The organism is Streptomyces sp. NWU339, assembly GCF_003143855.1.
Taxonomy (GTDB): domain Bacteria; phylum Actinomycetota; class Actinomycetes; order Streptomycetales; family Streptomycetaceae; genus Streptomyces.
The window spans coordinates 194,830-219,582 of sequence record NZ_QFRK01000004.1 but is presented as its reverse complement, the minus strand read 5'-3'; the positions used below and the strand labels follow the sequence as shown (position 1 = coordinate 219,582).

The 24,753-nt window shown below is 70.3% G+C and carries 22 protein-coding genes; 18 read left to right on the top strand and 4 right to left on the bottom strand.

Annotated features, from left to right (window positions below; translation table 11 throughout):
* Nucleotides 1–28 precede the first annotated feature (28 nt).
* Nucleotides 29–679 (bottom strand): hypothetical protein, encoded by a 651-nt coding sequence (locus tag DIZ27_RS07425; RefSeq protein ID WP_109377498.1) that lies wholly within the window; start codon nt 677–679, stop codon nt 29–31.
* A 263-nt stretch (nt 680–942) separates the two neighbouring features.
* Here DIZ27_RS07425 and DIZ27_RS07420 point away from each other — a divergent pair, with 263 nt between their 5' ends.
* The 5 genes from DIZ27_RS07420 to DIZ27_RS07400 all read left to right on the top strand — a co-directional run bounded on the left by DIZ27_RS07420 (nt 943) and on the right by DIZ27_RS07400 (nt 7,449).
* Nucleotides 943–3,930, top strand: coding sequence for a BTAD domain-containing putative transcriptional regulator (locus DIZ27_RS07420; protein ID WP_109377497.1), 2,988 nt, complete (start codon nt 943–945; stop codon nt 3,928–3,930).
* A 63-nt stretch (nt 3,931–3,993) separates the two neighbouring features.
* Nucleotides 3,994–4,722: an A24 family peptidase gene (locus tag DIZ27_RS07415; protein ID WP_109377496.1), complete on the top strand. Its 729-nt coding sequence runs from the start codon at nt 3,994–3,996 to the stop codon at nt 4,720–4,722.
* Between the two features lie 97 nt (nt 4,723–4,819).
* Nucleotides 4,820–6,019: a cyclic dehypoxanthinyl futalosine synthase gene (mqnC, locus tag DIZ27_RS07410; protein ID WP_109377495.1), complete on the top strand. Its 1,200-nt coding sequence runs from the start codon at nt 4,820–4,822 to the stop codon at nt 6,017–6,019.
* Between the two features lie 7 nt (nt 6,020–6,026).
* Nucleotides 6,027–6,626, top strand: coding sequence for a hypothetical protein (locus tag DIZ27_RS07405; RefSeq protein WP_109377494.1), 600 nt, complete (start codon nt 6,027–6,029; stop codon nt 6,624–6,626).
* 127 nt (nt 6,627–6,753) lie between these two features.
* Nucleotides 6,754–7,449, top strand: a complete 696-nt coding sequence (locus DIZ27_RS07400) for a demethylmenaquinone methyltransferase (protein WP_109377493.1) — start codon at nt 6,754–6,756, stop codon at nt 7,447–7,449.
* Here the strand turns inward: DIZ27_RS07400 and DIZ27_RS07395 are convergent.
* Nucleotides 7,436–7,732 (bottom strand): PASTA domain protein, encoded by a 297-nt coding sequence (locus tag DIZ27_RS07395; protein WP_375231940.1) that lies wholly within the window; start codon nt 7,730–7,732, stop codon nt 7,436–7,438. The genes DIZ27_RS07400 and DIZ27_RS07395 overlap by 14 nt on opposite strands.
* A 208-nt stretch (nt 7,733–7,940) precedes the next feature.
* Nucleotides 7,941–8,447 (bottom strand): GNAT family N-acetyltransferase, encoded by a 507-nt coding sequence (locus DIZ27_RS07390; protein ID WP_109377492.1) that lies wholly within the window; start codon nt 8,445–8,447, stop codon nt 7,941–7,943.
* Nucleotides 8,448–8,546: 99 nt separating this feature from the next.
* Here DIZ27_RS07390 and DIZ27_RS07385 point away from each other — a divergent pair, with 99 nt between their 5' ends.
* Complete coding sequence (locus DIZ27_RS07385) at nt 8,547–9,830, top strand: geranylgeranyl reductase family protein (protein WP_109377491.1); 1,284 nt, start codon at nt 8,547–8,549, stop codon at nt 9,828–9,830.
* Between the two features lie 315 nt (nt 9,831–10,145).
* On the opposite strand, the gene DIZ27_RS07380 is transcribed toward DIZ27_RS07385, so the two are convergent.
* Nucleotides 10,146–10,997 carry a C40 family peptidase gene (locus DIZ27_RS07380; protein ID WP_109377490.1) on the bottom strand — a complete coding sequence of 284 codons (852 nt, stop codon included), beginning with the start codon at nt 10,995–10,997 and terminating at the stop codon, nt 10,146–10,148.
* Between the two features lie 784 nt (nt 10,998–11,781).
* On the opposite strand from DIZ27_RS07380, the gene DIZ27_RS07375 reads away from it, so the two are divergent.
* The 12 genes from DIZ27_RS07375 to nuoL are packed head-to-tail and all read left to right on the top strand — an operon-like array spanning nt 11,782 to nt 24,752.
* The gene (locus tag DIZ27_RS07375; protein WP_055570452.1) at nt 11,782–12,141 is read left to right on the top strand and encodes an NADH-quinone oxidoreductase subunit A; all 360 of its coding nucleotides are present in this window, start codon (nt 11,782–11,784) and stop codon (nt 12,139–12,141) included.
* A gap of 13 nt (nt 12,142–12,154) precedes the next feature.
* Nucleotides 12,155–12,709 (top strand): NADH-quinone oxidoreductase subunit B family protein, encoded by a 555-nt coding sequence (locus tag DIZ27_RS07370; protein WP_109377489.1) that lies wholly within the window; start codon nt 12,155–12,157, stop codon nt 12,707–12,709.
* Complete coding sequence (locus DIZ27_RS07365) at nt 12,706–13,461, top strand: NADH-quinone oxidoreductase subunit C (RefSeq protein WP_109377488.1); 756 nt, start codon at nt 12,706–12,708, stop codon at nt 13,459–13,461. Before DIZ27_RS07370 ends, DIZ27_RS07365 begins: the two co-directional genes overlap by 4 nt.
* On the top strand, nt 13,458–14,852 hold the full coding sequence (locus DIZ27_RS07360) for an NADH-quinone oxidoreductase subunit D (protein WP_109377487.1): 1,395 nt from the start codon (nt 13,458–13,460) through the stop codon (nt 14,850–14,852). Before DIZ27_RS07365 ends, DIZ27_RS07360 begins: the two co-directional genes overlap by 4 nt.
* Nucleotides 14,849–15,709 carry an NADH-quinone oxidoreductase subunit NuoE gene (gene nuoE, locus DIZ27_RS07355; RefSeq protein WP_109377486.1) on the top strand — a complete coding sequence of 287 codons (861 nt, stop codon included), beginning with the start codon at nt 14,849–14,851 and terminating at the stop codon, nt 15,707–15,709. The genes DIZ27_RS07360 and nuoE overlap by 4 nt, the downstream gene beginning before the upstream one ends.
* On the top strand, nt 15,706–17,058 hold the full coding sequence (gene nuoF, locus DIZ27_RS07350; RefSeq protein WP_181383417.1) for an NADH-quinone oxidoreductase subunit NuoF: 1,353 nt from the start codon (nt 15,706–15,708) through the stop codon (nt 17,056–17,058). Before nuoE ends, nuoF begins: the two co-directional genes overlap by 4 nt.
* Nucleotides 17,055–19,580: an NADH-quinone oxidoreductase subunit G gene (locus tag DIZ27_RS07345; RefSeq protein WP_109377484.1), complete on the top strand. Its 2,526-nt coding sequence runs from the start codon at nt 17,055–17,057 to the stop codon at nt 19,578–19,580. Before nuoF ends, DIZ27_RS07345 begins: the two co-directional genes overlap by 4 nt.
* Nucleotides 19,577–20,950: an NADH-quinone oxidoreductase subunit NuoH gene (gene nuoH, locus DIZ27_RS07340; RefSeq protein ID WP_109377483.1), complete on the top strand. Its 1,374-nt coding sequence runs from the start codon at nt 19,577–19,579 to the stop codon at nt 20,948–20,950. Before DIZ27_RS07345 ends, nuoH begins: the two co-directional genes overlap by 4 nt.
* A complete protein-coding gene (gene nuoI / locus DIZ27_RS07335; protein WP_109377482.1) occupies nt 20,943–21,593 on the top strand; it encodes an NADH-quinone oxidoreductase subunit NuoI in 651 nt (216 codons plus the stop codon). The genes nuoH and nuoI overlap by 8 nt, the downstream gene beginning before the upstream one ends.
* Nucleotides 21,590–22,468: an NADH-quinone oxidoreductase subunit J gene (locus tag DIZ27_RS07330; protein ID WP_109377481.1), complete on the top strand. Its 879-nt coding sequence runs from the start codon at nt 21,590–21,592 to the stop codon at nt 22,466–22,468. Before nuoI ends, DIZ27_RS07330 begins: the two co-directional genes overlap by 4 nt.
* A complete protein-coding gene (gene nuoK, locus DIZ27_RS07325; protein WP_003974374.1) occupies nt 22,465–22,764 on the top strand; it encodes an NADH-quinone oxidoreductase subunit NuoK in 300 nt (99 codons plus the stop codon). The genes DIZ27_RS07330 and nuoK overlap by 4 nt, the downstream gene beginning before the upstream one ends.
* A gap of 14 nt (nt 22,765–22,778) precedes the next feature.
* Nucleotides 22,779–24,752 carry an NADH-quinone oxidoreductase subunit L gene (gene nuoL, locus DIZ27_RS07320; protein WP_109377480.1) on the top strand — a complete coding sequence of 658 codons (1,974 nt, stop codon included), beginning with the start codon at nt 22,779–22,781 and terminating at the stop codon, nt 24,750–24,752.
* Nucleotide 24,753 lies beyond the last annotated feature (1 nt).

Below are 24,753 nucleotides of genomic sequence, written 5' to 3'. Positions count from 1 at the left end.
ACCCGCTGTCCACGATCAAGGGGGAACTTCATTCCTTCGCCTCCCCCGCCACGGTGATCTGCTGCGCGCGCCACACAGGGGAGTCCTGCTGTGATGCCATCAAGATGCTGAACTTCTGGTAGCTGGCCAGGCTTTCCTCGGTGCGGTGGACCTTCCCGGACTTCACTTCCTTGCCGTACGCCTTGGACTGGTCCTCGCAGAAGGTGACCAGGATGGTCTTGGCCGCCTTCGTCTCGCTGACCGGGTTGGTTTCGGGCCGGTAGTACCTATCCGTGCCGGTGACGGTCCACCCGCCATCGACGTACTCCTGGATCTGCGACTTCGCATACCGTGCCGCACCGGCTCCCGAGTAGAACTGGTACGCGGGGTCCTCCGGATCCTGCCGGCTGATGCCGTGATTCAGTGCCCGGATGTAATTGGCGGCATCCTTGAGCGCCGCAGCCTCGTCCGCGTCCGACGGCTTCTCGAAATCGAAGACGAGGTTCAGGTCCTTGGGGACGCTCACGTCCGGCCGGTTCGCATCGGGCGATGCGGATGCGGGTGCCGACGAACTGCCCGCCGTGTCCGCGCCCTTGATGTCGTCCGAGGGGGAGTCGGATTCTCCGCCGCAGGCCGTGAGCAGCAGGGTCGCTGCCGTGGTGAGTGCTGCGGCGGTCGTGGTCAGTGCGCGGCGGGCCACGGACGTCTCCCCCTGGTTCGGCTGTGTGCAACGGGAGCGAAGCTATCAGGGGCAGGGCGAGGGGACTTGAGGGGAGCTGGCGGGTTGTGTGGGGAATGTGGGGAGTGTGCCGTGGTGAGGGCGAAGGTGCCCTTCGACGGGGACGGTGCGAGTCAATAGGATCTCTGTAGGCTCAGTTCCTTCCTCATCGGCTCGACTCAGCTCGTTCTGCTTCAGGCCGTCACTCCGACTCCTCCCACACCACACGACCCGGGACACCCGCCATGCCACGACGCCGCAGTTCAAGCTCGTCCAGCTCGACGGGAAACCGCAGCGGAGGGTCCGCCGCCCCGCGGAACCGGACGCCGCAGCCCGTGCGGATCAGGCAGCGGACGTTCGGGGACTTCGTCAAGGCGTTCCTCGCCTTTGTGGCGTTGCTCGTGCTGGTCGTCGGGGTGCCGCTCGCGCTCGCCATGACGGCGGGCTGGCCGTTCCCGAAGACCTTCGAGCCCATGGATTGGCTCAGGCGGGATGTCTCCGTCTCCACCTTCCAGAGCATCCTGGTGTTCTTCGTCTGGCTTGCCTGGGCCCAGTTCACCGCCTGTGTGCTCGTCGAGATGAAGGCCGCGCTGTCCGGAGTCGGGGTGCCGGGGCGGGTGCCCGGGGCCGGGCCCAGCCAGCTGCTCGCGCGGCAACTCGTCGCCGCACTGCTGCTCGTGGGTGCCGCCGCGGCGAGTTTCACGCCGGGACTCTCGCAGGTGGGGCAGGGCATGGAGGGCAATCAGCAGCCCACCGCTGCCGCCGCCCAGCAGACGCCGGGGCTGTTCGCCCAGCAGCAGGAGCAGGCCGCCGGGACCGCCGCCGCCCTCGCCGAGCAGGCGTCCCACGCCGCCGCGCACGCCGAGGCCAGCGGTGGCGGTACGGCCAAGCAGGGTGACACGAAGTTCTACCGGATCCAGCCGCCCGAGGGACGCCACCACGACTCCCTCTGGGAGATCTCCGAGCGGCACCTCGGGGACGGGCGCCGGTACAAGGAGATCTTCGAGCTCAACAAGGACCGCGTGCAGCCGGACGGTTCGAAGCTGTCCGAGGCCAGCCTCATCCGGCCCGGCTGGATCATGGAGATGCCCGGCGACGCGCGCGGCGGCGACCTCGTCGAGATGCCGGACGACGCACCCGAGGTCTCGCCGGAGGTGCGGCAGCAGATCCACGACTACGCCAAGACGGGGGACACCGCCCAGGGCGGGGGCGGCAGTGGTGCCGCGCAGGTGTCCCTGCCCGAACAGCGGCCCGCACCCGCACCGACGCCCGAGCCCGCACCGGCGCCCGCGCGGGACGACGCCGGTCACCAGCAGGAGCACGCCGCCTCCGCGCAGGACACCTCCGCCTTCGGCCTGCCCGAAGCCCTGCTCACCGCGCCGCTCCTCGCCGCCGGTCTCCTCGGTGCCCTCGGGCACCGGCGCCGGCAGGCGCTCTGGCAGTCGGCGTTCGGAGGGATCGGCGGACGGCGCGGAATGGAGCCGCCCACGCCGGAGGGGGACGCCCAGGACGCCCAGGACGCGCTGCTCGTCGGCGCCGACCCCGAGGGCGTACGGCTGCTCGACCGGTCGCTGCGCGGGCTCGCCGCGTCCCTCGCCGCCGAGTCCCGCGCGCTGCCGACGGTCTACGCGGCCTGGCTCAGCGACGGCGACCTGCACCTCCAGCTCGCCCAGCCGGCCGGCAAGCCGCCGGCGCCCTGGCAGCTCGGGCAGGACCAGACGTTCTGGATGCTGGCCAAGGACGACGCCGGGCAGTACGAGGACAGTGACACCGCCGCCCCGTACCCCGGCCTGGTCAGCCTCGGCACCATGGACGACTCGCGGCTGCTGCTCAACCTGGAGTCCGTCCCCGGCATCGTCTCGCTGAGCGGCCGCGAGGCCGACCGGGCCGCCGTGTTCGCCTCCGTCGCCGCCGAACTGGCCACCAACGGATGGTCGGACCGGATGACCGTCACCCTCGTCGGGTTCGGTGAGGACCTGACCCCGCTCGCCCCCAACCGGCTCCGCCACCTCGACGACGTCGAGGCGCTCATCGAGACCATGGAGGCCGAGACCCGGCAGCGGCGCGGCGCGCTGGGTGCCGCCGGTCACGACTCCGTCCTCACCGGGCGCACCGGACCGGCCCAGCACACCCGTTGGGCCCCGCAGCTCGTCCTGCTCGCCGCCGAGCCGTCCGCCGACGACGCCGTCAAGCTCGCCGAACTCGCCGCCGACGCGAGCCGCCTCGGCATCGGTTACCTCGTCGGCGCCGGGAGCGGCGATCTGCCGGGCGCTGCCTGGGAGATGGAGATCACCGCGGAGGGCAAGCTGCTCGCGCCGCTCCTCGGCCTCGAACTCGACGCACAGCTCCTGCCCGCCGCCCAACAGCGCGCGGTCGTCGAACTGTTCGTGGAGGCCGACCCGGACCGCGGGCCCGACGGCCCGGTCCACACCCCGCCGTTCCTGGTCGACATCAGCGAACAGGGCCGGCCGGCCGTCTACGCGCGCCTCGTCGGACCGTACGAGATCATCGGGCTCGACACCCCGGACGGAGAGCGCAGCGCCCTGCTCCACGAGGCGCTCGCCCTGCTGCTCCTGCACCGCGAAGGCGTGCACCCGCGCGTGCTGTCCTCCGCGCTGTGGCCGCGCGGGGTCACCGACGACGTGCGCGAGGCGCTCATCGAGCGGCTGCGCGCCTGGCTCGGCACCGACCCCGACGGCACGCCCCGCCTCGGCACGGACCCCACCGGGCGGCTCACCCTCGGCAAGTCCGTCGTCTCCGACCTGGACGTGCTGCGGTCGCTGTACCACGAGGCGACCCAGGGCAAGGGCGTCGACAGCCGGGCCGTCCGCGGGCGGCTGCTCACCGACGCGCTGGTGCTGGTGCGCGGACCGCTGCTCGCCGACCGGCCCGAGGGCCGCTACCGCTGGCTCACCCACGAGATCGTCGACGCCCAGCTCCCGCTGCTGGTCGCGGACACCGGGCTCGCCCTCTCCGAGTTCCACATGGAGAAGGACCGCGCGGAGAAGGCCATCGAGGCGCTGGACGCGGCGCTGCGTACCGCCCCGGTCGACGAGCGGCTGTGGAACGAGCTGCTGCGCGCCACTCACGCCCTCGGCGACCCGGAACGGCTCACCGCCCTCGCCGCCGACCTCATGGGCCGCAGCGGCGCCCGCGGGCTGCCGCCGCGCACCGAGGCGTTGCTCGACGAGCTGCTGCCGACCTGGCGCGGCGCGGTCGCGGCGGCGGGATGAGCGCAGAGGGGTGAGCAGGGCGATGAGCAGGGCGGGGACGAGCGCGGCGGGGATGAGTACGGGGTGACGACCGGTCTGCTGGTCGCGGCCGCCGCGCTGTGGGGTGCGGCGGCGGGTGCGCTGCTGCCGCGGGCGGCCTACCGGTTCTCCGTACCGGCGGGGGAGGAGTGGCGGGCGGTCTGCCCCGCGGAACACCCCCTGGCGGGCTGGCTCGGAGCGGCCCGGTGCGGGCGGTGTGCGACGGTGCCCCCGTACGGCTCGAGCACCGCCCCCGTCGCCGTCACCGCCCTTGTCTGCGCCGCCCTCGCCGCCGCCACCGGCACGCGGCCCGAGGTGGGCGTCTGGCTGCTGCTCGCGCCGGTCGGCGTGCTGCTGGCGGTCGTCGACCTCCGGGTCCAGCGGCTGCCCGACCCGCTCACCCTCCCGTTCGCCGGAGCCGCCCTCGCCCTGCTCGGCCTGGTCACCCTCGTTCCCGAGCACGCGGGCGAGTGGACGACCGCCCTGCTGGGCGCCCTCGCGCTCGGCGCCGGCTACTTCGTCCTGTTCCTCGTCAACCCGGGCGGCATGGGTTTCGGCGACGTGAAGCTCGCCCTCGGCGCGGGGGCCGTCCTCGGCTGGTACGGCTGGCCCACCGTGCTGCTCGGCACCTTCGCCGGGTTCCTGTTCGGGGCGCTGTACGGCGGCGCCCTCGTCGTCGCGCGGCGGGCGGGGCGCAAGACGGCCATACCGTTCGGGCCGTTCCTGATCGCCGGCGCGTTCGCCGGGCTGCTGATCGGCGCGTACACGGCCTGACGTCGGGCGCCGTGGACCGCTGGCGTAGGCTGGTCCAGCCCGTCTGCAACCCTTGCGAACCTTACGAACCTTACGAACCTTACGAAAGGGACGCCCGGTGACCGAGAAGGCCGACCTTCAGCCCATCCTCGACCGTGCTGCCGCAGGCGGGCGGATCACCCCCGAAGAGGCGCTCGACCTCTACCGCGACGCCCCGCTGCACGCGCTGGGCGCCGCCGCCGACGCCGTACGCCGCCGCCGGTACGCCGGGACCGAGCACATCGCGACGTACATCATCGAGCGCAACATCAACTACACGAACGTGTGCGTCACGGCGTGCAGGTTCTGCGCCTTCTACGCCGCGCCCAAGGACACCGCCAAGGGCTGGACCCGCGACCTCGACGACATCCTGCGGCGCTGCGCCGAGACCGTCGAACTCGGCGGTACGCAGATCATGTTCCAGGGCGGCCACCACCCGGACTACGGCGTCGAGTACTACGAGAAGCACTTCGCCGCCATCAAGAAGGAGTTCCCGCAGCTCGTCATCCACAGCCTGGGGGCGAGCGAGGTCGAGCACATGGCCCGGATCTCGAAGGTGTCGGTCGAGGAGGCCATCACGCGCATCCACGCGGCCGGGCTCGACTCCTTCGCCGGGGCGGGCGCCGAACTGCTGCCCGAGCGGCCGCGCAAGGCCATCGCGCCGCTGAAGGAGTCCGGCGAACGCTGGCTGGAGATCATGGAGATCGCGCACGGGCTGGGCGTCGAGTCGACGTCCACCATGCTGATGGGCACCGGCGAGACCAACGCCGAGCGCATCGAGCACCTGCGCATGATCCGGGACGTTCAGGACCGCACGGGCGGCTTCCGCGCCTTCATCCCGTACACCTACCAGCCCGAGAACAACCACCTGAAGGGCCGCACCCAGGCCACGATCTTCGAGTACCTGCGGATGATCGCCATCGCTCGGCTGTTCTTCGACAACGTCGCCCACATCCAGGGCTCCTGGCTGACCACGGGCAAGGAGGTCGGCCAGCTCTCGATGCACTACGGGGCGGACGACCTCGGCTCGATCATGCTGGAGGAGAACGTCGTCTCCTCCGCCGGCGCCAAGCACCGCTCCAACCGTCTGGAGATCATCGACCTGATCCGCAAGGCGGGCAGGGTCCCCGCGCAGCGGAGCACGACGTACGAGCACCTCGTGGTGCACGACGACCCGGCCGACGACCCGGTCGACGAGCGCGTCGTCTCGCACATCTCGTCCACGGCGATCGAGGGCGGCACGGCCCACCCGGAGCTGAAGCTGCTCCCCGCGAACTGACGCGACCGTGCTCACGATCCACGTCGCCGAGGCCACGCCCGAACTGGCCGTCCTGCTCGACGGCGCGACCGTCGCCGCCGTCGGCCCGTACGAGGAGCTGGCCGCCGCCCGTCCGCAGGCGCGGGTGCGGCGGTGGCCCGGCATCCTCACTCCCGGGTTGCTCAACCCCTACGGGCCCGAGCTGCTCGAAGGCACCTACCACCCGGACCCGCGCGAGGCCGACGAGTTCGGCACCGAGCCGATCACCGGGGAGCGGGCGCAGGAGATCTTCCGCGCCGACGAGTCACGGCGCGGCGCCAGTGCGCGCCGCGGGGTGCAGCGGCTGCTGGCGCACGGAACGGTCGCCGTCGCGGGCGAGCTGCGCAGCCGACCGGTCCTGGACGCCGTTCGCCGGGCCGGACTCGTGGTGGGCGCTCGCCCGGCGCGCCTGCCGGGGCCGCCGTCCTTCTCGCCGGTGCCGCTCGTCCTGCTGCCGAGGCCGGTTCCGGGCGGCCCTGCCCGGTTCGCGGTGTTCGACGTGACGGACCGGGCCGAGCTGGTCCGTCACGGGGCGTCGACCTGCGTGGCCACCGTCGTCGGCGGCCGACTGGTGCACCGGCGTCGCTGACGGGCCGACCGGGGCCGGGGACCCACCGAGGCACCGAGGCAGCGAGACAGAGGGGACCGACTGAGACAATGACACACACACCGCTCCTGAGACAGCCCCGTACCCGGACAAGTGAGGCCGAACGACCGTGATCCGCGCATCCCTGGACAAGCAGCCGCACGAAGTCGCCTCGATGTTCGACGACGTGGCGGAACGGTACGACCTGACGAATGACGTGCTGTCGCTCGGCCAGGACCGGATCTGGCGCAAGGAGGTGGCGAAGGCGGTCGACGCGCGTCCCGCGCAGAAGGTCCTGGACCTGGCGGCCGGCACGGGCACGTCCTCGGAGCCCTTCGCGCGGACCGGCGCCTACGTCGTCCCCTGCGACTTCTCCCTCGGCATGCTCCGGGTCGGCAAGCAGCGCCGGAACTGGCTGCCCTACACCGCCGGCGACGCGACCCGGCTGCCGTTCAAGGACGACGTCTTCGACGCCGTCACCATCTCCTTCGGGCTGCGCAACGTCCAGGAGACGGACGCCGCGCTGCGCGAGATGCACCGGGTGACCCGGCCCGGCGGACGGATCGTCATCTGCGAGTTCTCGCACCCCACGTGGGCGCCGTTCCGCACCGTCTACACCGAGTACCTGATGCGCGCGCTGCCGCCGGTCGCGCGGTCGGTGTCGTCGAACCCCGACGCGTACGTCTACCTCGCCGAGTCCATCCGGGCCTGGCCCGACCAGCCCGCCCTGGCCGAGCGGCTGCAGGGCGCCGGCTGGACGAAGGTGGCGTGGCGCAACCTCACGGGCGGTGTGGTCGCGCTGCACCGGGGCTTCAAGGCCGGCTGAGGGCGGCCGCGCGGGGGGCGGCCGGTTCACGGGGTTCCTCCAGTTCGCGCCGGAGGCCGCCGCCGGGCGGTACGGGTGCGCGCGGCTCGCGCACCCCTCCTCCGCCGTCCCCCTCGCCGAAGTCGAACCACACATGGACCAGGGAACCCCTGGGCACCTCGACGCCCGGCTGCGGATACTGGCGTACGACGTGGTCGACGACGGTGCGGCGGAAGTCCGGCCGGTCCGGCGCGTCGAGGTACAGGCCGCGTGCACGGGCGGACTCGCGCGCGTCCACGGCCATCAGGCCGACCAGGCGCGGAACGCGCACTTCCGGTGTCCTGTCGGATGTCCTGGGTGTCACACGCACGGACGTCACCCCCCAGCGGTACCGGCAGGGTAGACCCGGCCACGCGCCGGCAGGAAGCAACGCGTGGCTATCTGTGACAATCAGTCACGGCGGGTGGTCGAAATGGCGGTTCACGCTTCCGGTTTCCTCCGGGCCTCCGGTTTCAGAGGGCCAGGCGGTAGCAGTGCCCCTCCCGGCGCGAGACCGGGGTGGTGAACGTCCCGGCGAGACGCATGCCGAGCCGCCGGGTGACCGCCGCCGAGCGGGTGTTGCGGGCGTCGACCATGGCGACCACGTCCGAGACGCCCGTGGCGCGCACCCGCTCCAGGGTCTGCCGGGCGGCTGCGGTCGCGTACCCCCTGCCCCAGTGCTCCCGGCCGAGGCGCCAGCCGATCTCGATCTCGTCCGTCGGGCCCCAGTCCTGCTCCCAGGGCTGGGCGCCCGTGAAGCCGAGGACGCGGTCCGTCTCGTCGACCATGGTCCACAGGCAGAACCCGCGCTCGGCGTCGTGCCGCCGCTGGCGGGCGGTGAGTTCCTCGTAGACCGACAGCTCCGCGGCCTCGCCGCCGTGGAACTCCATGACGTCCGGATCGGCGAAGATCCGGTGCCAGGCGAAGGCGTCCTCGTGGGTGGGTACACGGAGCCGTACAGCGGGCAGAGCTCGGTTCACGGAGGCAGCCCTTCAGCCGGGTGATCAATTCTGCTGCATAGACTGCCCGTGTCCAGTGCCTGTCGGCACGCAGATATCGAACTTGGGGGAGATCCCGCCGTGACCGAGCCCCTCTCCGACAACACCGCCGACGTGATCGTCGTGGGCGCGGGGCCAGCCGGCTCCACCACCGCGTACCACCTGGCCAGGTCCGGTCTCGACGTGCTCCTGCTGGAGAAGACCGCGTTTCCGCGGGAGAAGGTCTGCGGCGACGGCCTCACCCCGCGCGCCACGAAGCAGCTCGTCGCGATGGGCATCGACATCTCCGAGGAGGCGGGCTGGCTGCGCAACAAGGGCCTGCGCATCATCGGCGGCGGTGTCCGCCTCCAGCTCGACTGGCCGGAACTCGCCTCCTTCCCCGACTACGGTCTGGTCCGCAAGCGCGACGACTTCGACGAGCAGCTCGCCCGGCAGGCCCAGAAGGCCGGCGCGCGACTGTACGAGCGCTGCAACGTGGGCGCGCCGATCATCGACGACCGCACCGGCCGCATCACCGGCGTGAAGGCCAAGCTCGGCGAGGAGAAGCGGGAAGTCACCTTCCACGCCCCGCTGGTGGTGGCCGCCGACGGCAACTCCACCCGGCTGTCCCTGGCGATGGGGCTGCACCGACGCGAGGACCGCCCGATGGGTGTCGCGGTCCGTACGTACTTCACCTCGCCCCGCCACGACGACGACTACCTGGAGTCCTGGCTGGAACTGTGGGACCGCCGAGGCCCGCAGGACCGGCTGCTGCCCGGCTACGGCTGGATCTTCGGCATGGGCGACGGGACGAGCAACGTCGGCCTGGGGGTGCTCAACACCTCGGCCTCCTTCAAGGAACTGGACTGGCGCGAGATCCTGAAGGCCTGGTGCGCCTCGATGCCCGAGGACTGGGGCTACACCCCGGACAACATGACCGGCCCGATCCGCGGCGCCGCGCTCCCGATGGCCTTCAACCGCCAGCCGCACTACACGCGCGGGCTGCTGCTCGTCGGTGACGCGGGCGGCCTGGTGAACCCCTTCAACGGCGAGGGCATCGCCTACGCCATGGAGTCCGCGCAGATCGCCGCCGAGGTCATCGTCCAGGCGCACGCCCGGACGACGCCGGCCCAGCGGGAGATCGCCCTCCAGCGCTACCCGCGCGTCCTGAAGGACACCTACGGCGGCTATTACACGCTCGGCCGCGCGTTCGTGAAGCTCATCGGCAATCCGAAGATCATGCAGATCGCGGCCCAGCGCGGGCTGACGCACCCGATGCTGATGAAGTTCACCCTGAAGCTGCTCGCCAACCTGACGGACCCGACGGGCGGCGACGCGATGGACCGGATCATCAACGGTCTGAGCAAGGTGGCGCCGAAGGCGTGAGGCGTCCCGCGCGTGCGGGAGCCGTGAGGGGCGCTGTGGGCGGCCGGGGTCGGATGGGCGGACTCTCGGCCGCCGAGGCGTGTCCGGGGCGCCGTGAGGGGCCGCCACGGCGCCGCAGGGCGCTCGGTCGATGCGGTGTCACCCCGTCAACGCACGCCGCACGGGTGATGATTCGGGCATGCGGGATATCTTGGTCGGGTGTCCGGGTGAGTGGGGAGCGCGCGAACGGGAGGGCCGCTGCCACCGAGTGGCAGCGGCCCTCCCACCCGTGCGAACCGGGTCCGTTCGGGCCCGATCCGTCCGTAGCGGCGCGGCTCAGAGCACGCGCACGGCACCCGAGGCGGGGTAGCCGGAGAGATCCTGGATGACGACGCCCTTGGACGGGTTGGCGGCGTCCAGGTACTGGCCGTTACCGATGTAGACGCCCGTGTGGTAAGCGGAACCCTTGCCGCCCCAGTACAGGATGTCGCCGACCTGGAGGTTGGACAGCGAGACGTCGGTGCCGACGGTCGACTGGTCCTGCGAGACGCGCGGGAGGTCGACGCCGACCTGCTTGAACGCGGCCTGCACCAGGCTGGAGCAGTCCCAGGCGTTGGGGCCCGTGGCGCCCATGACGTAGGCGTCGCCCACCTGCGCCTTGAGGAAGGCGATGACGGTCGCGACGCTGCCGCCGGTCGGCGCGGAGGCGGTGACCGCGGTGGCCGCCGCGCTCGTGGCGCCCGCGTCGGCGGTGAGGACGGCGCGCTCCGCGTCGCGCGTGGCGCGCTCGGCGGCGGCCTTGCGGGCCTCCTCGGCGGCCTTCTTCTTCGCCTCGGCCTTCTTCTTGGCCTCGGCGAGGTCGGCCTTCGCCTCCTTGGCGGCCTCGGCCGCGGCGGCGTCCCGCTCGGCCTGCAGTTGGTAGTTCGCGGCGGCCTGCTGGGTGGCCTGCGCGGACTGGGCGACCTGGGTGGACAGGTCGGCCGTCAGGGTGGGCAGCTCGAGGGTCTGCGTCACCGGCTCGGCGGCGTTCGCCGCCGACGCCCCGGCCACTGCCAGAGTGCTGAGAACACCACTGGCGACTCCGGCCCGCATCGCCATCGTGGACGGCGCGGTGCGGCGGGGTTTCCGGTGGCTGCGTATGTGAGCGGTGTGGGACATGGGAACAACCGGTACCAGGGGCTCCTTCATATCCACAAGAAACGTGTGCTGCGCCACAGTTGTTCAACGGCAGCCGAGAATCCCGGGTGTGTCGCTCTTTATTGACGCCGTAACGGACATTGCGGGCGGGCCGTAATGGGCCCGTGATCACGGTCTTTCATCTTTACGTCCGAATTGCCCCGGCACCTACCACCGCTTGGAACGATTGGCCAAGCCCCCTTCCCTCGTCACCTCGCGGGGTGTGGCGGAGGTCACGGAACGGTCACCCGTCCCGACGCGTCCGGAATGCGCGCCGTGGCCGGTTGCGGCCGGGTTGCGGTGAGATCGCGAGCGGATCGCGGGTGGATCACGGCCGGGTCGCAGCCGGATCGCGGCGCCGGGACTTCGTGAACGCGTGCACGCGTCCACATCGCGCCTCGCATCCCCCTGATGTGTGAACGCCTCCTCTAACAAGGGAACGGGTCCAGCGCCAATTTGCATGCAGGGGAACCTTCTTGATATTGAGACGACCCCTCTGACCTGCACTGACGTGGCAAATTGTCACTTCTGGTGACCGCGCGGACGCTTCGCGTGTGAAGATCACCGCTCATCCGGCTTCATGATCGTTCGTCAGGTGGTGGAGATCACAAAGCTTTGGCAATACCCCGTGTCGCAGATCACAGACCTGCGGGCATAGGATGCGGAGCGGTTGGGCTTGTGACCCGCTTCACATGTTCTCGATCTCCGCCGGGGCGGGCGTGGTTCGGGGGACGCGTGGGGCGGAAGTGAGCTCGACTCGCCAGCAGTCAGTGCCGACTGAGAGGAGCGAGGAGCGGTGAACGCGTATGCGCCCATCCTCGTACTGGGAGCCCTCGGGGCAGGCTTTGCGATCTTCTCCGTGGTCATGGCCACGCTGATCGGTCCGAAGCGGTACAACCGCGCCAGGCTCGAGGCCTACGAGTGCGGTATCGAGCCGACCCCCACGCCGGCCGGCGGCGGGCGCTTCCCCATCAAGTACTACCTGACGGCGATGCTCTTCATCGTCTTCGACATCGAGATCGTCTTCCTTTATCCCTGGGCCGTCAGCTTCGACGCGCTGGGGATTTTCGGGCTCGTGGAGATGCTGCTCTTCGTGCTCACCGTCTTCGTCGCATACGCGTACGTATGGCGGCGGGGCGGCCTGGAATGGGACTGAAGGGCCTTTGACCATGGGACTCGAAGAAAAGCTGCCGAGCGGATTCCTGCTGACCACCGTCGAGCAGGCCGCGGGCTGGGTGCGCAAGTCGTCCATGTTCCCCGCCACGTTCGGACTCGCCTGCTGTGCCATCGAGATGATGACCACCGGCGCCGGCCGCTACGACCTGGCGCGTTTCGGCATGGAGGTCTTCCGCGGCTCGCCGCGGCAGGCGGACCTGATGATCGTGGCCGGCCGGGTCAGCCAGAAGATGGCGCCGGTGCTGCGACAGGTCTACGACCAGATGCCGAACCCCAAGTGGGTGATCTCCATGGGGGTCTGCGCCTCCTCGGGCGGCATGTTCAACAACTACGCGATCGTCCAGGGCGTCGACCACGTCGTCCCGGTCGACATCTATCTCCCCGGCTGCCCGCCCCGGCCCGAGATGCTGATGGACGCCATCCTCAAGCTCCATCAGAAGATCCAGAACTCCAAGCTCGGTGTGAACGCGGAGGAAGCGGCCCGTGAGGCGGAGGAGGCGGCGCTCAAGGCACTGCCCACCATCGAGATGAAGGGGCTGCTGCGATGAGTGACGCGAAGAACGCCGCGGGTGACGGCGGCGGTGTGAACCCGGAGAAGGACCTCTCGGCGGAGAACCTTCCCGGCAGGCGCGGCGAGGGCGGTGAGGAGATCCGCGTCCAGCGCGGCATGTTCGGCGCCGCCAACGGCGGCGACACCTCCGGTTACGGCGGTCTGGTCCGCTCGGTCCGGCTCCCGGGACCGTCGAACCGCCCCTACGGAGGCTGGTTCGACGAGGTCGCCGACGAACTGGAGGGCGCGCTGGAGGAGCAGGACCTGCTTCCCCAGAACGCCATCGAGAAGACGGTCGTCGACCGCGGCGAACTCACCTTCCACATCGAACGCGAGCACCTGGTCCGGGTCGCGAGGACCCTGCGGGACGACCCCGCGCTGCGCTTCGAACTGTGCACCGGTGTCAGCGGCACCCACTATCCGAACGACAAGGGCCGCGAACTGCACGCCGTGTACCACCTGCGCTCGATCACCCACAACCGGTTGATCCGCCTGGAAGTCAGCGCCCCCGACGACGACCCGCACATCCCGTCGCTGGTCTCCGTCTATCCGACGAACGACTGGCACGAGCGCGAGACGTACGACTTCTTCGGCATCGTCTTCGACGGCCACCCGGCCCTGACGCGGATCCTGATGCCGGACGACTGGCAGGGCCACCCGCAGCGCAAGGACTATCCCCTCGGCGGCATCCCCGTCGAGTACAAGGGCGCCCAGATCCCGGCTCCGGACCAGCGGAGGTCGTACTCATGAGCACTCCCAACCCGTCGCCCGGCCACCACTCCTCATCGAGTCCCTCCGGGACCACCTCTTCGACGGCATCCGCGGCCTCCGCCGCCTCCGCGCGCGAGACCACGGAAGGCACCGTCTACACCGTCACCGGCGGCGACTGGGACGAGGTCGTCCAGACGGCGAGCCGCAGTGACGACGAGCGCATCATCGTCAACATGGGCCCGCAGCACCCGTCCACGCACGGCGTGCTCAGGCTGATCCTGGAGATCGACGGCGAGACCGTCTCCGAGGCCCGCTGCGGCATCGGCTACCTCCACACCGGCATCGAGAAGAACCTCGAGTACCGGACCTGGACCCAGGGCACCACGTTCGTGACGCGCATGGACTACCTGACGCCGTTCTTCAACGAGGCGGCGTACTGCCTCGGCGTCGAGAAGCTCCTCGGCATCGAGGACCAGATCCCCGACCGCGCCTCGGTCATCCGCGTGCTCCTGATGGAGCTGAACCGGCTCTCCTCCCACCTGGTGTGCATCGCGACCGGAGGCATGGAGCTCGGCGCCACCACCATCATGATCTACGGATTCCGTGATCGTGAACTCATTCTCGACGCCTTCGAGCTCATCACGGGCCTCAGGATGAACCACGCGTACATCCGCCCCGGCGGACTCGCCCAGGACCTGCCTCCCGGAGCGGTGGACCAGATCCGCGAGCTCGTGAAGACGCTGCGGAAGAACCTCCCGGAGTACGACGCGCTCGCCACCGGGAACCCGATCTTCAAGGCCCGTATGCAGGACGTCGGTTACCTGGACCTGGCCGGCTGCATGGCCCTCGGGGCCACCGGTCCCGTCCTGCGCTCCACCGGCCTGCCGCACGACCTGCGCAAGGCGCAGCCGTACTGCGGGTACGAGACGTACGACTTCGAGGTCCCCACCGCGGACACCTGCGACTCCTACGGCCGCTTCCTGATCCGGCTGGAGGAGATGCGCCAGTCGCTGCGCATCGTCGAGCAGTGCCTGGACCGGCTCCAGCCCGGGCCGGTCATGGTCGCCGACAAGAAGATCGCCTGGCCCGCCCAGCTCGCCATGGGGCCGGACGGACTGGGCAACTCCCTCGACCACATCAAGCAGATCATGGGCACCTCCATGGAGGCCCTGATCCACCACTTCAAGCTGGTCACTGAGGGTTTCCGCGTGCCGCCGGGACAGACGTACACGGCGGTCGAGTCGCCCAAGGGCGAGCTCGGGGTGCATGTCGTCTCCGACGGCGGCACCCGTCCCTACCGGGTCCACTTCCGCGACCCGTCCTTCACCAACCTGCAGTCCATGGCGGCGATGTGCGAGGGCGGCCAGGTCGCCGACGTCATCGTCGCCGTGGCATCCCTCGACCCCGTGATGGGAGGCGTCGACCGGTGACCACCTCATCTTCGGAGCGGGGCGTCAGCCTGGGCATGCCCCAACTGCCCGCTCCCGCCTACCCGGACGAGGTCCGGGCCCGGCTGGAGACCGACGCGCGCGAGGTCATCGCCCGCTACCCGGACTCCCGGTCCGCCCTCCTGCCGCTGCTGCACCTCGTGCAGTCGGAGGAAGGCCATGTCACGCGCACCGGAATGCAGTTCTGCGCGGACGTGCTCGGCCTGACCACGGCCGAGGTCACCGCCGTCGCCACCTTCTACAGCATGTACCGGCGCCGGCCGAGCGGTGACTACCAGGTCGGGGTGTGCACCAACACCCTGTGCGCCGTCATGGGCGGCGACGCCATCTTCGAGGAGCTCCAGGAGCACCTCGGCGTAGGCAACGGCGAGACCACCGAGGACGGCAAGGTCACCCTCGAACACATCGAGTGCAACGCGGCCTGCGACTTCGCACCCGTCGTGATGGTCAACTGGGAGTTCTTCGACAACCAGGACCCCCAGAGCGCCAAGCGCCTGGTCGACGACCTGCGGGCCGGCCGCCCGGTCTCGCCCACGCGCGGGGCGCCGCTGTGCACGTTCAAGGAGACCGCCCGGATCCTGGCCGGTTTCCCCGACGAGCGGGAGGGCGCCGTCGAGGCCACGGGCAGCGCGGGACCCGCTTCCCTGACCGGCCTGAAGCTGGCCAAGGGGGAGGCCGCCCCCGCGCGCGTGGTGCACCCGCGCGGAGAGGCGCCCACGGACACCCCGCCGCACGAGCCGTCGCCGACGGAGCACCTCAGCTCGCACGACGCGCCGCAGGACACATCGGCCTCCGATCCGGAGCATCCGGCCGGACCCGTCGCAGAGGAGGGGGAGTGATGACCTTGGCACCCGCCGAACTCAAGGACATCGGTCCGGAGAAGCTGCTCGCACCCGTGCTGTCGGCCTTCTGGGACGAGGACGAGTCCTGGACCCTGGACGTCTACAAGAGGCACGAGGGGTACGAGGGGCTCCGCAAGGCCCTCGCCATGTCACCGGACGACGTCATCGCGTACGTCAAGGAGTCCGGTCTGCGCGGGCGCGGCGGCGCCGGCTTCCCGACGGGAATGAAATGGCAGTTCATTCCCCAGGGAGACGGCAAGCCCCACTATCTGGTGGTCAACGCCGACGAGTCGGAGCCCGGGACGTGCAAGGACATTCCGCTCCTCTTCGCGAACCCGCACAGCCTCATCGAGGGCATCGTCATCGCCTGCTACGCCATCAGGTCGTCCCATGCCTTCATCTATCTGCGTGGTGAAGTCGTCCCCGTGCTGCGGCGGTTGCACGAGGCCGTGCGCGAGGCCTACGCGGCGGGCCTGCTCGGCGAGAACATCCTGGGCAGCGGACTCGACCTCGAACTCACCGTGCACGCGGGCGCCGGCGCGTACATCTGCGGTGAGGAGACCGCACTGCTCGACTCGCTCGAAGGCCGCCGTGGCCAACCGCGGCTCCGTCCTCCCTTCCCCGCCGTCGCGGGCCTCTACGCGTGCCCCACTGTGGTGAACAACGTCGAGTCGATCGCCTCGGTTCCCGCCATCATGAACCGGGGCAAGGAATGGTTCCGCTCGATGGGCAGCGAGAAGTCACCCGGCTTCACTCTCTACTCCCTCAGCGGCCACGTCGCACGCCCCGGGCAGTACGAGGCGCCGATGGGCATCACGCTGCGCCAGCTGCTCGACATGAGCGGCGGCATGCGGCCGGGGCACCGCCTGAAGTTCTGGACGCCGGGCGGCTCCTCGACGCCGTTGCTCACCGAGGAGCACCTCGACGTCCCCCTGGACTACGAAGGGGTGGGCGCCGCCGGTTCCATGCTCGGCACGAAGGCGCTCCAGTGCTTCGACGAGACGACCTGCGTCGTACGGGCCGTCACCCGCTGGACCGAGTTCTACGCCCACGAGTCCTGCGGCAAGTGCACGCCGTGCCGCGAAGGGACGTACTGGCTCGTGCAGCTGATGCGCGACATCGAGGCCGGCAAGGGCCGGATGTCCGACCTCGACAAGCTGAACGACATCGCCGACAACATCAACGGCAAGGCGTTCTGCGCCCTCGGCGACGGCGCCGCCTCGCCGATCTTCTCTTCGCTGAAGTACTTCCGCGAGGAGTACGAGCAGCACATCACGGGCCGTGGCTGCCCGTTCGACCCGGCCAAGTCGACGGCCTGGGCCGACCGTACGGAGGTGCACGCATGACTGTGACCACCAGCTCTCCCTCCGGTGGGGGAGAGGCGGCGGTCCCGCCCGAGGACCTCGTGACGCTGACGATCGACGGCGTCGAGATCAGCGTGCCCAAGGGCACCCTGGTCATCCGGGCCGCCGAACAGCTCGGCATCGAGATCCCCCGGTTCTGCGACCACCCCCTCCTCGACCCGGCCGGCGCCTGCCGCCAGTGCATCGTCGAGGTCGAGGGCCAGCGCAAGCCCATGGCCTCCTGCACCATCACCTGCACCGACGGGATGGTGGTGAAGACCCAGCTGACCTCGCCCGTCGCGGAGAAGGCCCAGCACGGGGTGATGGAGCTGCTGCTCATCAACCACCCGCTGGACTGCCCGGTCTGCGACAAGGGCGGCGAGTGCCCGCTGCAGAACCAGGCGATGTCGCACGGCAACCCCGAGTCCCGCTTCGAAGGAAAGAAGCGGACCTATGAGAAGCCCGTCCCGATCTCCACCCAGGTGCTGCTCGACCGTGAGCGGTGCGTGCTGTGCGCCCGCTGCACCCGGTTCTCCAACCAGATCGCCGGCGACCCGATGATCGAGATGGTCGAGCGGGGCGCGCTCCAGCAGATCGGCACCGGCGAGGGCGATCCCTTCGAGTCGTACTTCTCCGGCAACACCATCCAGATCTGCCCGGTCGGCGCTCTCACCTCGGCGGCCTACCGGTTCCGCTCCCGCCCCTTCGACCTGGTCTCCTCGCCGTCGGTGTGCGAGCACTGCTCCGGCGGCTGCGCCACCCGCACCGACCACCGGCGCGGCAAGGTCATGCGGCGGCTGGCCGCCGACGACCCCGAGGTCAACGAGGAGTGGATGTGCGACAAGGGGCGCTTCGGGTTCCGGTACGCGCAGCAGCGGGACCGGTTGCAGACCCCGCTCGTGCGCAACGCCGAGGGTGAGCTGGAGCCCGCCTCCTGGCCCGAGGCACTCCAGATCGCGGCCCAGGGGCTGCTGGCCTCCCGCGGCCGCACCGGAGTCCTGACCGGCGGCCGGCTCACCGTCGAGGACGCCTACGCGTACAGCAAGTTCACACGCGTGGCGCTCGACACCAACGACATCGACTTCCGTGCGCGCGTGCACAGCGCGGAGGAGGCCGACTTCCTCGCCGCGCGGGTCGCGGGTCGCGGACACGACCTCGGGGGCGCGGTCGGCCCGCACTCCGGGGGCGGTGTCACGTACTCCTCGCTGGAGAAGGCGCCCGCCGTCCTGCTGGTCGGGTTCGAGTCGGAGGAGGAGGCGCCCGGCGTCTTCCTGCGGCTGCGCAAGGCGTGGCGTACCCACGGGCAGCGGACCTTCGCCCTGGCCACGTACGCCACGCGCGGCCTGGAGAAGGCCGGCGGCACGCTGCTGCCGGCGGCCCCCGGCACCGAGACCGAATGGCTGGACGCGCTCGCGAGCGGCGTCGGCCTGGAGGGCGACGGGGCCAGGGCGGCCGAAGCGCTGCGGACCGAGGGCGCGGTGATCGTCGTCGGTGAGCGGCTCGCCGCCGTCGAGGGCGGTCTCACCGCCGCCGTACGGATCGCCACCGCGACCGGCGCCCGGCTGGTGTGGATCCCGCGCCGGGCCGGGGAGCGGGGCGCCGTCGAGGTGGGCGCGCTGCCGTCGCTGCTGCCGGGCGGGCGCCCGGCGACCGACCCGCGCGCGCGGGAGGAGGTCGCCGCCGTCTGGGGCGTCGCCGCTCTCCCGCACCGCTACGGCCGCGACACCGGCGAGATCGTCGAGGCCGCGGCGACCGGCGAGCTGCAGGCACTGCTGGTCGCGGGCGTGGAGGTCGCCGACCTGCCCGACCCCGCACGCGCGCGTGCGGCACTCGCCGAGGCCGGGTTCGTGGTCTCCCTGGAGCTGCGGCCCGGCGAGGTCACCGAACTCGCCGACGTGGTGCTGCCGGTGGCGGCCGTCGTCGAGAAGGCCGGTGCCTTCCTCAACTGGGAAGGCAGGGTCCGGCCCTTCGAGGCGGCGCTCAAGCCCGACCAGATGACCCGCCCCCTCCCGCCGACCGACGCGCGCGTGCTGCAGATGCTGGCCGACGCCATGGACGTGCACCTGGGCCTGCCGGATCTGCGCACGGTACGCGCGGAAATCGAGCGGCTCGGCACCTGGGACGGCCCGCGGGCCACCGAACCGCTGCGGACCGCGGGCGCGCTGCCCCGGCCGGCCGCCGGGGAGGCGGTGCTGGCCGGACACCGGCTGCTGCTGGACCAGGGGCTCCTGCAGCAGGGCGACGAGGCGCTCGCCGGCACCCGGCACGCCGCGCACGCGCGGGTGTCGGCCGCCACGGCCGTCGAGGTCGGCGTCGAGGACGGCGGCCTGATCGCGGTGACCGGCACCGCCGGAACGGTCGAACTTCCCCTGAGCGTCACCGAGATGCCCGACCGCGTGGTGTGGCTCCCGCTGAACTCCGCGGGCGGCGGTGTCGCCTCCGACACCGGGGCACTGCCCGGCTCCCTCGTCCGTATCGGCCCGGCGGCACTCGCCGGCGAAGCCCCCGAGGAGGTGGAGGCATGAGCCTGTACTTCGCCACTGAAGACCTCTCGATGTTCGGCCGCGACCCCTGGTGGCTGATCGCCCTCAAGGCGGTGTTCTGCTTCGCCTTCCTCATGGTGACGGTGCTGATCGCCATCGTGATGGAACGCAAGATCGTCGCCTGGATGCAGCGGCGCATCGGCCCCAACCGGAACGGCCCCTGGGGCATGCTCCAGTCGCTCGCCGACGGCGTGAAGCTGATGCTCAAGGAAGACGTCGTCGTCAAACGCGCGGACAAGGCGGTGTACGTCCTCGCGCCGATCGTCGCGGCCGTTCCGGCCTTCATGGCGATCGCGGTGATCCCCTTCGGGCCGTCCGGCAACGAGATCTCGATCTTCGGTCAGCGGACCACGATGCAGCTCACCGACCTGCCGATCGCCCTGCTCTACATCCTCGCGGTCGCCTCGATCGGCATCTACGGCATCGTCCTGGCGGGCTGGAGCTCCGGATCCACCTACCCGCTGCTGGGCGGTCTGCGCTCCTGCGCGCAGATGATCTCCTACGAGATCGCCATGGGCGCCGCGTTCGCCTCCGTGTTCCTCTACTCGGGCTCGATGTCGACGTCGGCGATCGTCGAGCAGCAGGCCGACCGCTGGTACATCCTGCTGCTGCCGGTCTCCTTCCTCATCTACATCGTCACGATGGTCGGCGAGGTCAACCGCGCCCCCTTCGACATGCCGGAGTCCGAGGGCGACCTGGTCGGCGGCTTCAACACCGAGTACTCGTCGATCAAGTTCGCGATGTTCATGCTCGCCGAGTACATCAACATGGTGACCGTCTCGGCCGTCGCCACCACCCTCTTCCTGGGCGGCTGGCGCGCTCCGTGGCCGATCAGCACCTTCTGGGAGGGCGCGAACCACGGCTGGTGGCCGATGCTCTGGTTCATCGTCAAGGTCCAGCTGCTGCTGTTCATGTTCGTCTGGCTGCGCGGCACGCTCCCGCGGGTCCGCTACGACCAGCTGATGAAGCTCGGCTGGAAGGTCCTGATCCCGGTCTCCCTGGTGTGGCTGATGCTCGTCGCCACGGTGCGGGCCCTGCGGAACGAGAACTACGGGTTCACCGACATCGCCCTCTACGTAGCCGCGGCCGTCCTCACCCTGCTGGTGCTGTCCTTCGTCGTCGACATGTTCCGGGCGAAGAGCAAGAAGAGCGAGGAGGCCGAGGAACCCGGCGAGGCCCCGGCCGCCTTCGATCCGATGGCGGGCGGATTCCCCGTACCGCCGCTGCCCGGACAGGAGCTTCCGCCGGTGCCGCGACGGCCCTCGCGCCAGGAGCGGAAGCTCGTCGGCAGTGGCGGACCCGATACCCACAGTGACGGATCTCTGGATGGAAAGGAGGCGTCCGATGGCTGAGGAATCCAAGGAGGCCGGGCAGACGAAGCCCGGTTTCCTGAACCCGGTGGCCGGCTTCGGCGTGACCTTCAAGGCCATGTTCAAGAAGCGGCTGACCGAGCAGTACCCCGAGCAGCCGAAGACCACGGCCCCGCGCTTCCACGGCAGGCACCAGCTCAACCGCCATCCGGACGGTCTGGAGAAGTGCGTCGGCTGTGAACTGTGCGCCTGGGCCTGTCCCGCCGACGCGATCTACGTCGAGGGCGCGGACAACACCGACGAGGAGCGCTACTCCCCCGGCGAGCGGTACGGCCGCGTCTACCAGATCAACTACGCCCGCTGCATCCTGTGCGGTCTGTGCATCGAGGCGTGCCCCACGCGCGCGCTCACGATGACCAACGAGTTCGAACTGGCCGACTCCAGCCGCGCCAACCTCATCTACACCAAGGAGCAGCTGCTCGCCGGTCTGGAGGAGGGCATGGTCGACAGCCCGCACGCCATGTACCCGGGCACCGACGAACAGGACTACTACCGGGGCCTGGTGACCGAGGCCGCGCCCGGCACGGAGCGGCAGGTAGCCCACTCCGAGGGCGAGGTCGTGCAGGAGGCGGACTCGACCTTCGGCGAGGACGAACCGGCCTCTGAGAAGGTGATCCGGGGATGACTGCGTACACCGCGTCCACCGCGTCCATCGAGTATCTCGCCGCCTACTCCACCTCCACCGGAGAGGCCGTCCAGTTCTGGATCCTCGGCACGGTCGCCGTGATCGGCGCGCTGTGCACCATCCTGATGCGGCGGGCCGTGCACAGCGCGCTCTGTCTGGCCGGAACCATGATCGTCCTGGCGGTGTTCTACCTCGCCAACGGCGCCTACTTCCTGGGCATCGTCCAGATCATCGTCTACACCGGCGCGATCATGATGCTGTTCCTGTTCGTGGTGATGCTGGTCGGCGTCACCGCGGCGGACTCCCTGAAGGAGACCATCAAGGGCCAGCGCTGGCTCGCCCTGCTGTGCGGGCTCGGCTTCGGCATCCTGCTGGTCGGCGGCATCGGCAACGCCGCGCTCACCGAGTTCAACGGCCTCGGCCAGGCGAACGCGAACGGCAACGTCCCGGGCCTCGCCGCTCTCCTCTTCACCCGGTACGTGTTCGCCTTCGAGATCACCGGCGCCCTGCTCATCACGGCCGTCGTCGGTGCCATGGTGCTCACCCACCGCGAGCGCACCGAGCGGGCCCGGACCCAGCGGGAGCTCTCCGAACAGCGCGTCCGCGAGGGCAAGCACCTCCCGCCGCTGCCGGCCCCGGGCGTGTACGCCCGGCACAACGCGGTGGACATCGCGGGCCTGCTGCCCGACGGCACACCGTCCGACCTCACCGTCAACAAGACGCTGCGCGAACGGGGTCAGATCCGGGACGTGTCGCGGGAGGCGCTCAACGACCTGCGGGCGCTGGAACAGCGCGCGGAGGAGCGCCTTGAGCGCGCGGCGGTCGAGCCGACGTTCAAGTCGGCGTACGAGCGGGCCGAGGAGGCATCGAAGTGAACCCGGTCAACTACCTGTACCTCGCTGCCCTGCTGTTCACGATCGGCGCCACCGGTGTGCTCATCCGGCGCAACGCGATCGTCGTCTTCATGTGCATCGAGCTCATGCTCAACGCCTGCAACCTCGCGTTCGTCGCCTTCTCCCGTATGCACGGCAACCTCGACGGCCAGATCATCGCCTTCTTCACGATGGTCGTCGCCGCGGCGGAGGTCGTGGTCGGGCTGGCGATCATCGTGTCCCTGTTCCGTTCCCGCCACTCGGCCTCGGTCGACGACGCCAGCCTGATGAAGCTGTGAGGGGTCGGTAGACCGTGACTAACACAGAGAACCTGATCGCGCTGCTGGTGGCGGCGCCCCTGCTCGGAGCGGTGGTCCTGCTGTGCGGCGGCCGCCGGCTGGACGCCGTCGGCCACTGGATCGGCACGGCGCTCGCCGCCGCGTCCTTCGTGATCGGCCTCGTCCTCTTCACCGACATGCTGGGCAGTGCCGCCGGCGACCGCACCCTGACGCAGCACCTGTTCAGCTGGATCCCGGTGGAGGGCTTCCAGGCGGACGTCGCCTTCCAGCTCGACCAGCTGTCGATGACGTTCGTCCTGCTGATCACCGGCGTCGGCTCGCTCATCCACCTGTACTCGATCGGGTACATGGAGCACGACGAGCGGCGCCGCCGCTTCTTCGGCTATCTGAACCTGTTCCTCGCGGCGATGCTGATCCTCGTCCTCGCCGACAACTACCTGCTGCTGTACCTGGGCTGGGAGGGCGTCGGTCTCGCCTCCTACCTGCTGATCGGTTTCTGGCAGCACAAGCCCAGCGCCGCGACCGCGGCGAAGAAGGCCTTCCTGGTCAACCGTGTCGGCGACATGGGTCTGTCGATCGGGATCATGCTGATGTTCCTGTGGTTCGGCACCTTCGCCTTCGGACCGGTGCTCGGCAGCCACGGGGAGGCCGGGCTCGCCGGTGCCGCCGGCGAGGGCAAGCTCACTGTGATCGCCCTCATGCTGCTGCTCGCGGCCTGCGGCAAGTCCGCCCAGGTGCCGCTGCAGTCCTGGCTCGGGGACGCGATGGAGGGCCCGACCCCGGTCTCGGCCCTGATCCACGCCGCGACCATGGTCACGGCGGGCGTGTACCTGATCGTCCGCTCCGGGGCCATCTTCAACGGCGCCCCCGACGCGCAGCTGGTCGTCACCATCGTCGGCGCGGTCACGCTGCTGTTCGGTGCGATCGTCGGTTGCGCGAAGGACGACATCAAGAAGGCGCTGGCCGGTTCGACGATGTCGCAGATCGGCTACATGGTGCTCGCGGCGGGCCTCGGTCCCATCGGCTACGTCTTCGCGATCATGCACCTGGTGACGCACGGCTTCTTCAAGGCCGGCCTGTTCCTCGGCGCCGGTTCGGTCATGCACGGCATGAACGACGAGGTCGACATGCGCCGCTACGGCGGACTGCGCACGTACATGCCGGTCACCTTCATCACCTTCGGCCTCGGGTACCTCGCGATCATCGGCTTCCCGGGCCTGTCCGGCTTCTTCTCCAAGGACATGATCATCGAGGCGGCCTTCGCCAAGGGCGGCACCGAGGGCTGGATCCTCGGCGGCGCGGCCCTGCTGGGCGCCGCCATCACCGCGTACTACATGACGCGCGTGATGCTGATGACGTTCTTCGGCGAGGAGCGCTGGCGCAACGCCCCGACGCCGTCCCCGGCCGCACCCGACGTGGAGCCCGCCGCCGAGACCCGCGGCGAGTACACCCCGCCTGACCCGCACGAGTCGCCGAAGATCATGACCATCCCGATGATCGTGCTCGCCTTCGGGTCGGTGTTCGCGGGTGCGTTCTTCGGCATCGGGGACCGGTTCCTGAACTGGCTGAAGCCCGTCACCGGGTACGACCACGGCCATGCGCCGATCAGCGCCCTGACGGTCACGATCGCCACGGTGACCGTGATGGTCGTCGGCGTGGCGATCGCCTGGGGCCAGTACGGGCGCCGCCCGGTCCCGGCCGTCGCCCCGCGCGGTTCGCTGCTCACCCGGGCCGCCCGGCGCGACCTGCTCCAGGACGACTTCAACCATGTGGTCCTGGTACGTGGCGGCGAGCACCTCACGCGCTCCCTGGTGTACGTCGACCACACCCTGGTCGACGGGGTCGTCAACGGGACGGCGGCCTCGTTCGGCGGTCTGTCCGGACGGATGCGCAAGCTGCAGAACGGCTTCGCGCGGTCGTATGCGGTCTCGATGTTCGGCGGCGCGGCACTCCTGGTCGCCGCGACCCTGCTGATGAGGGCGGTCTGAT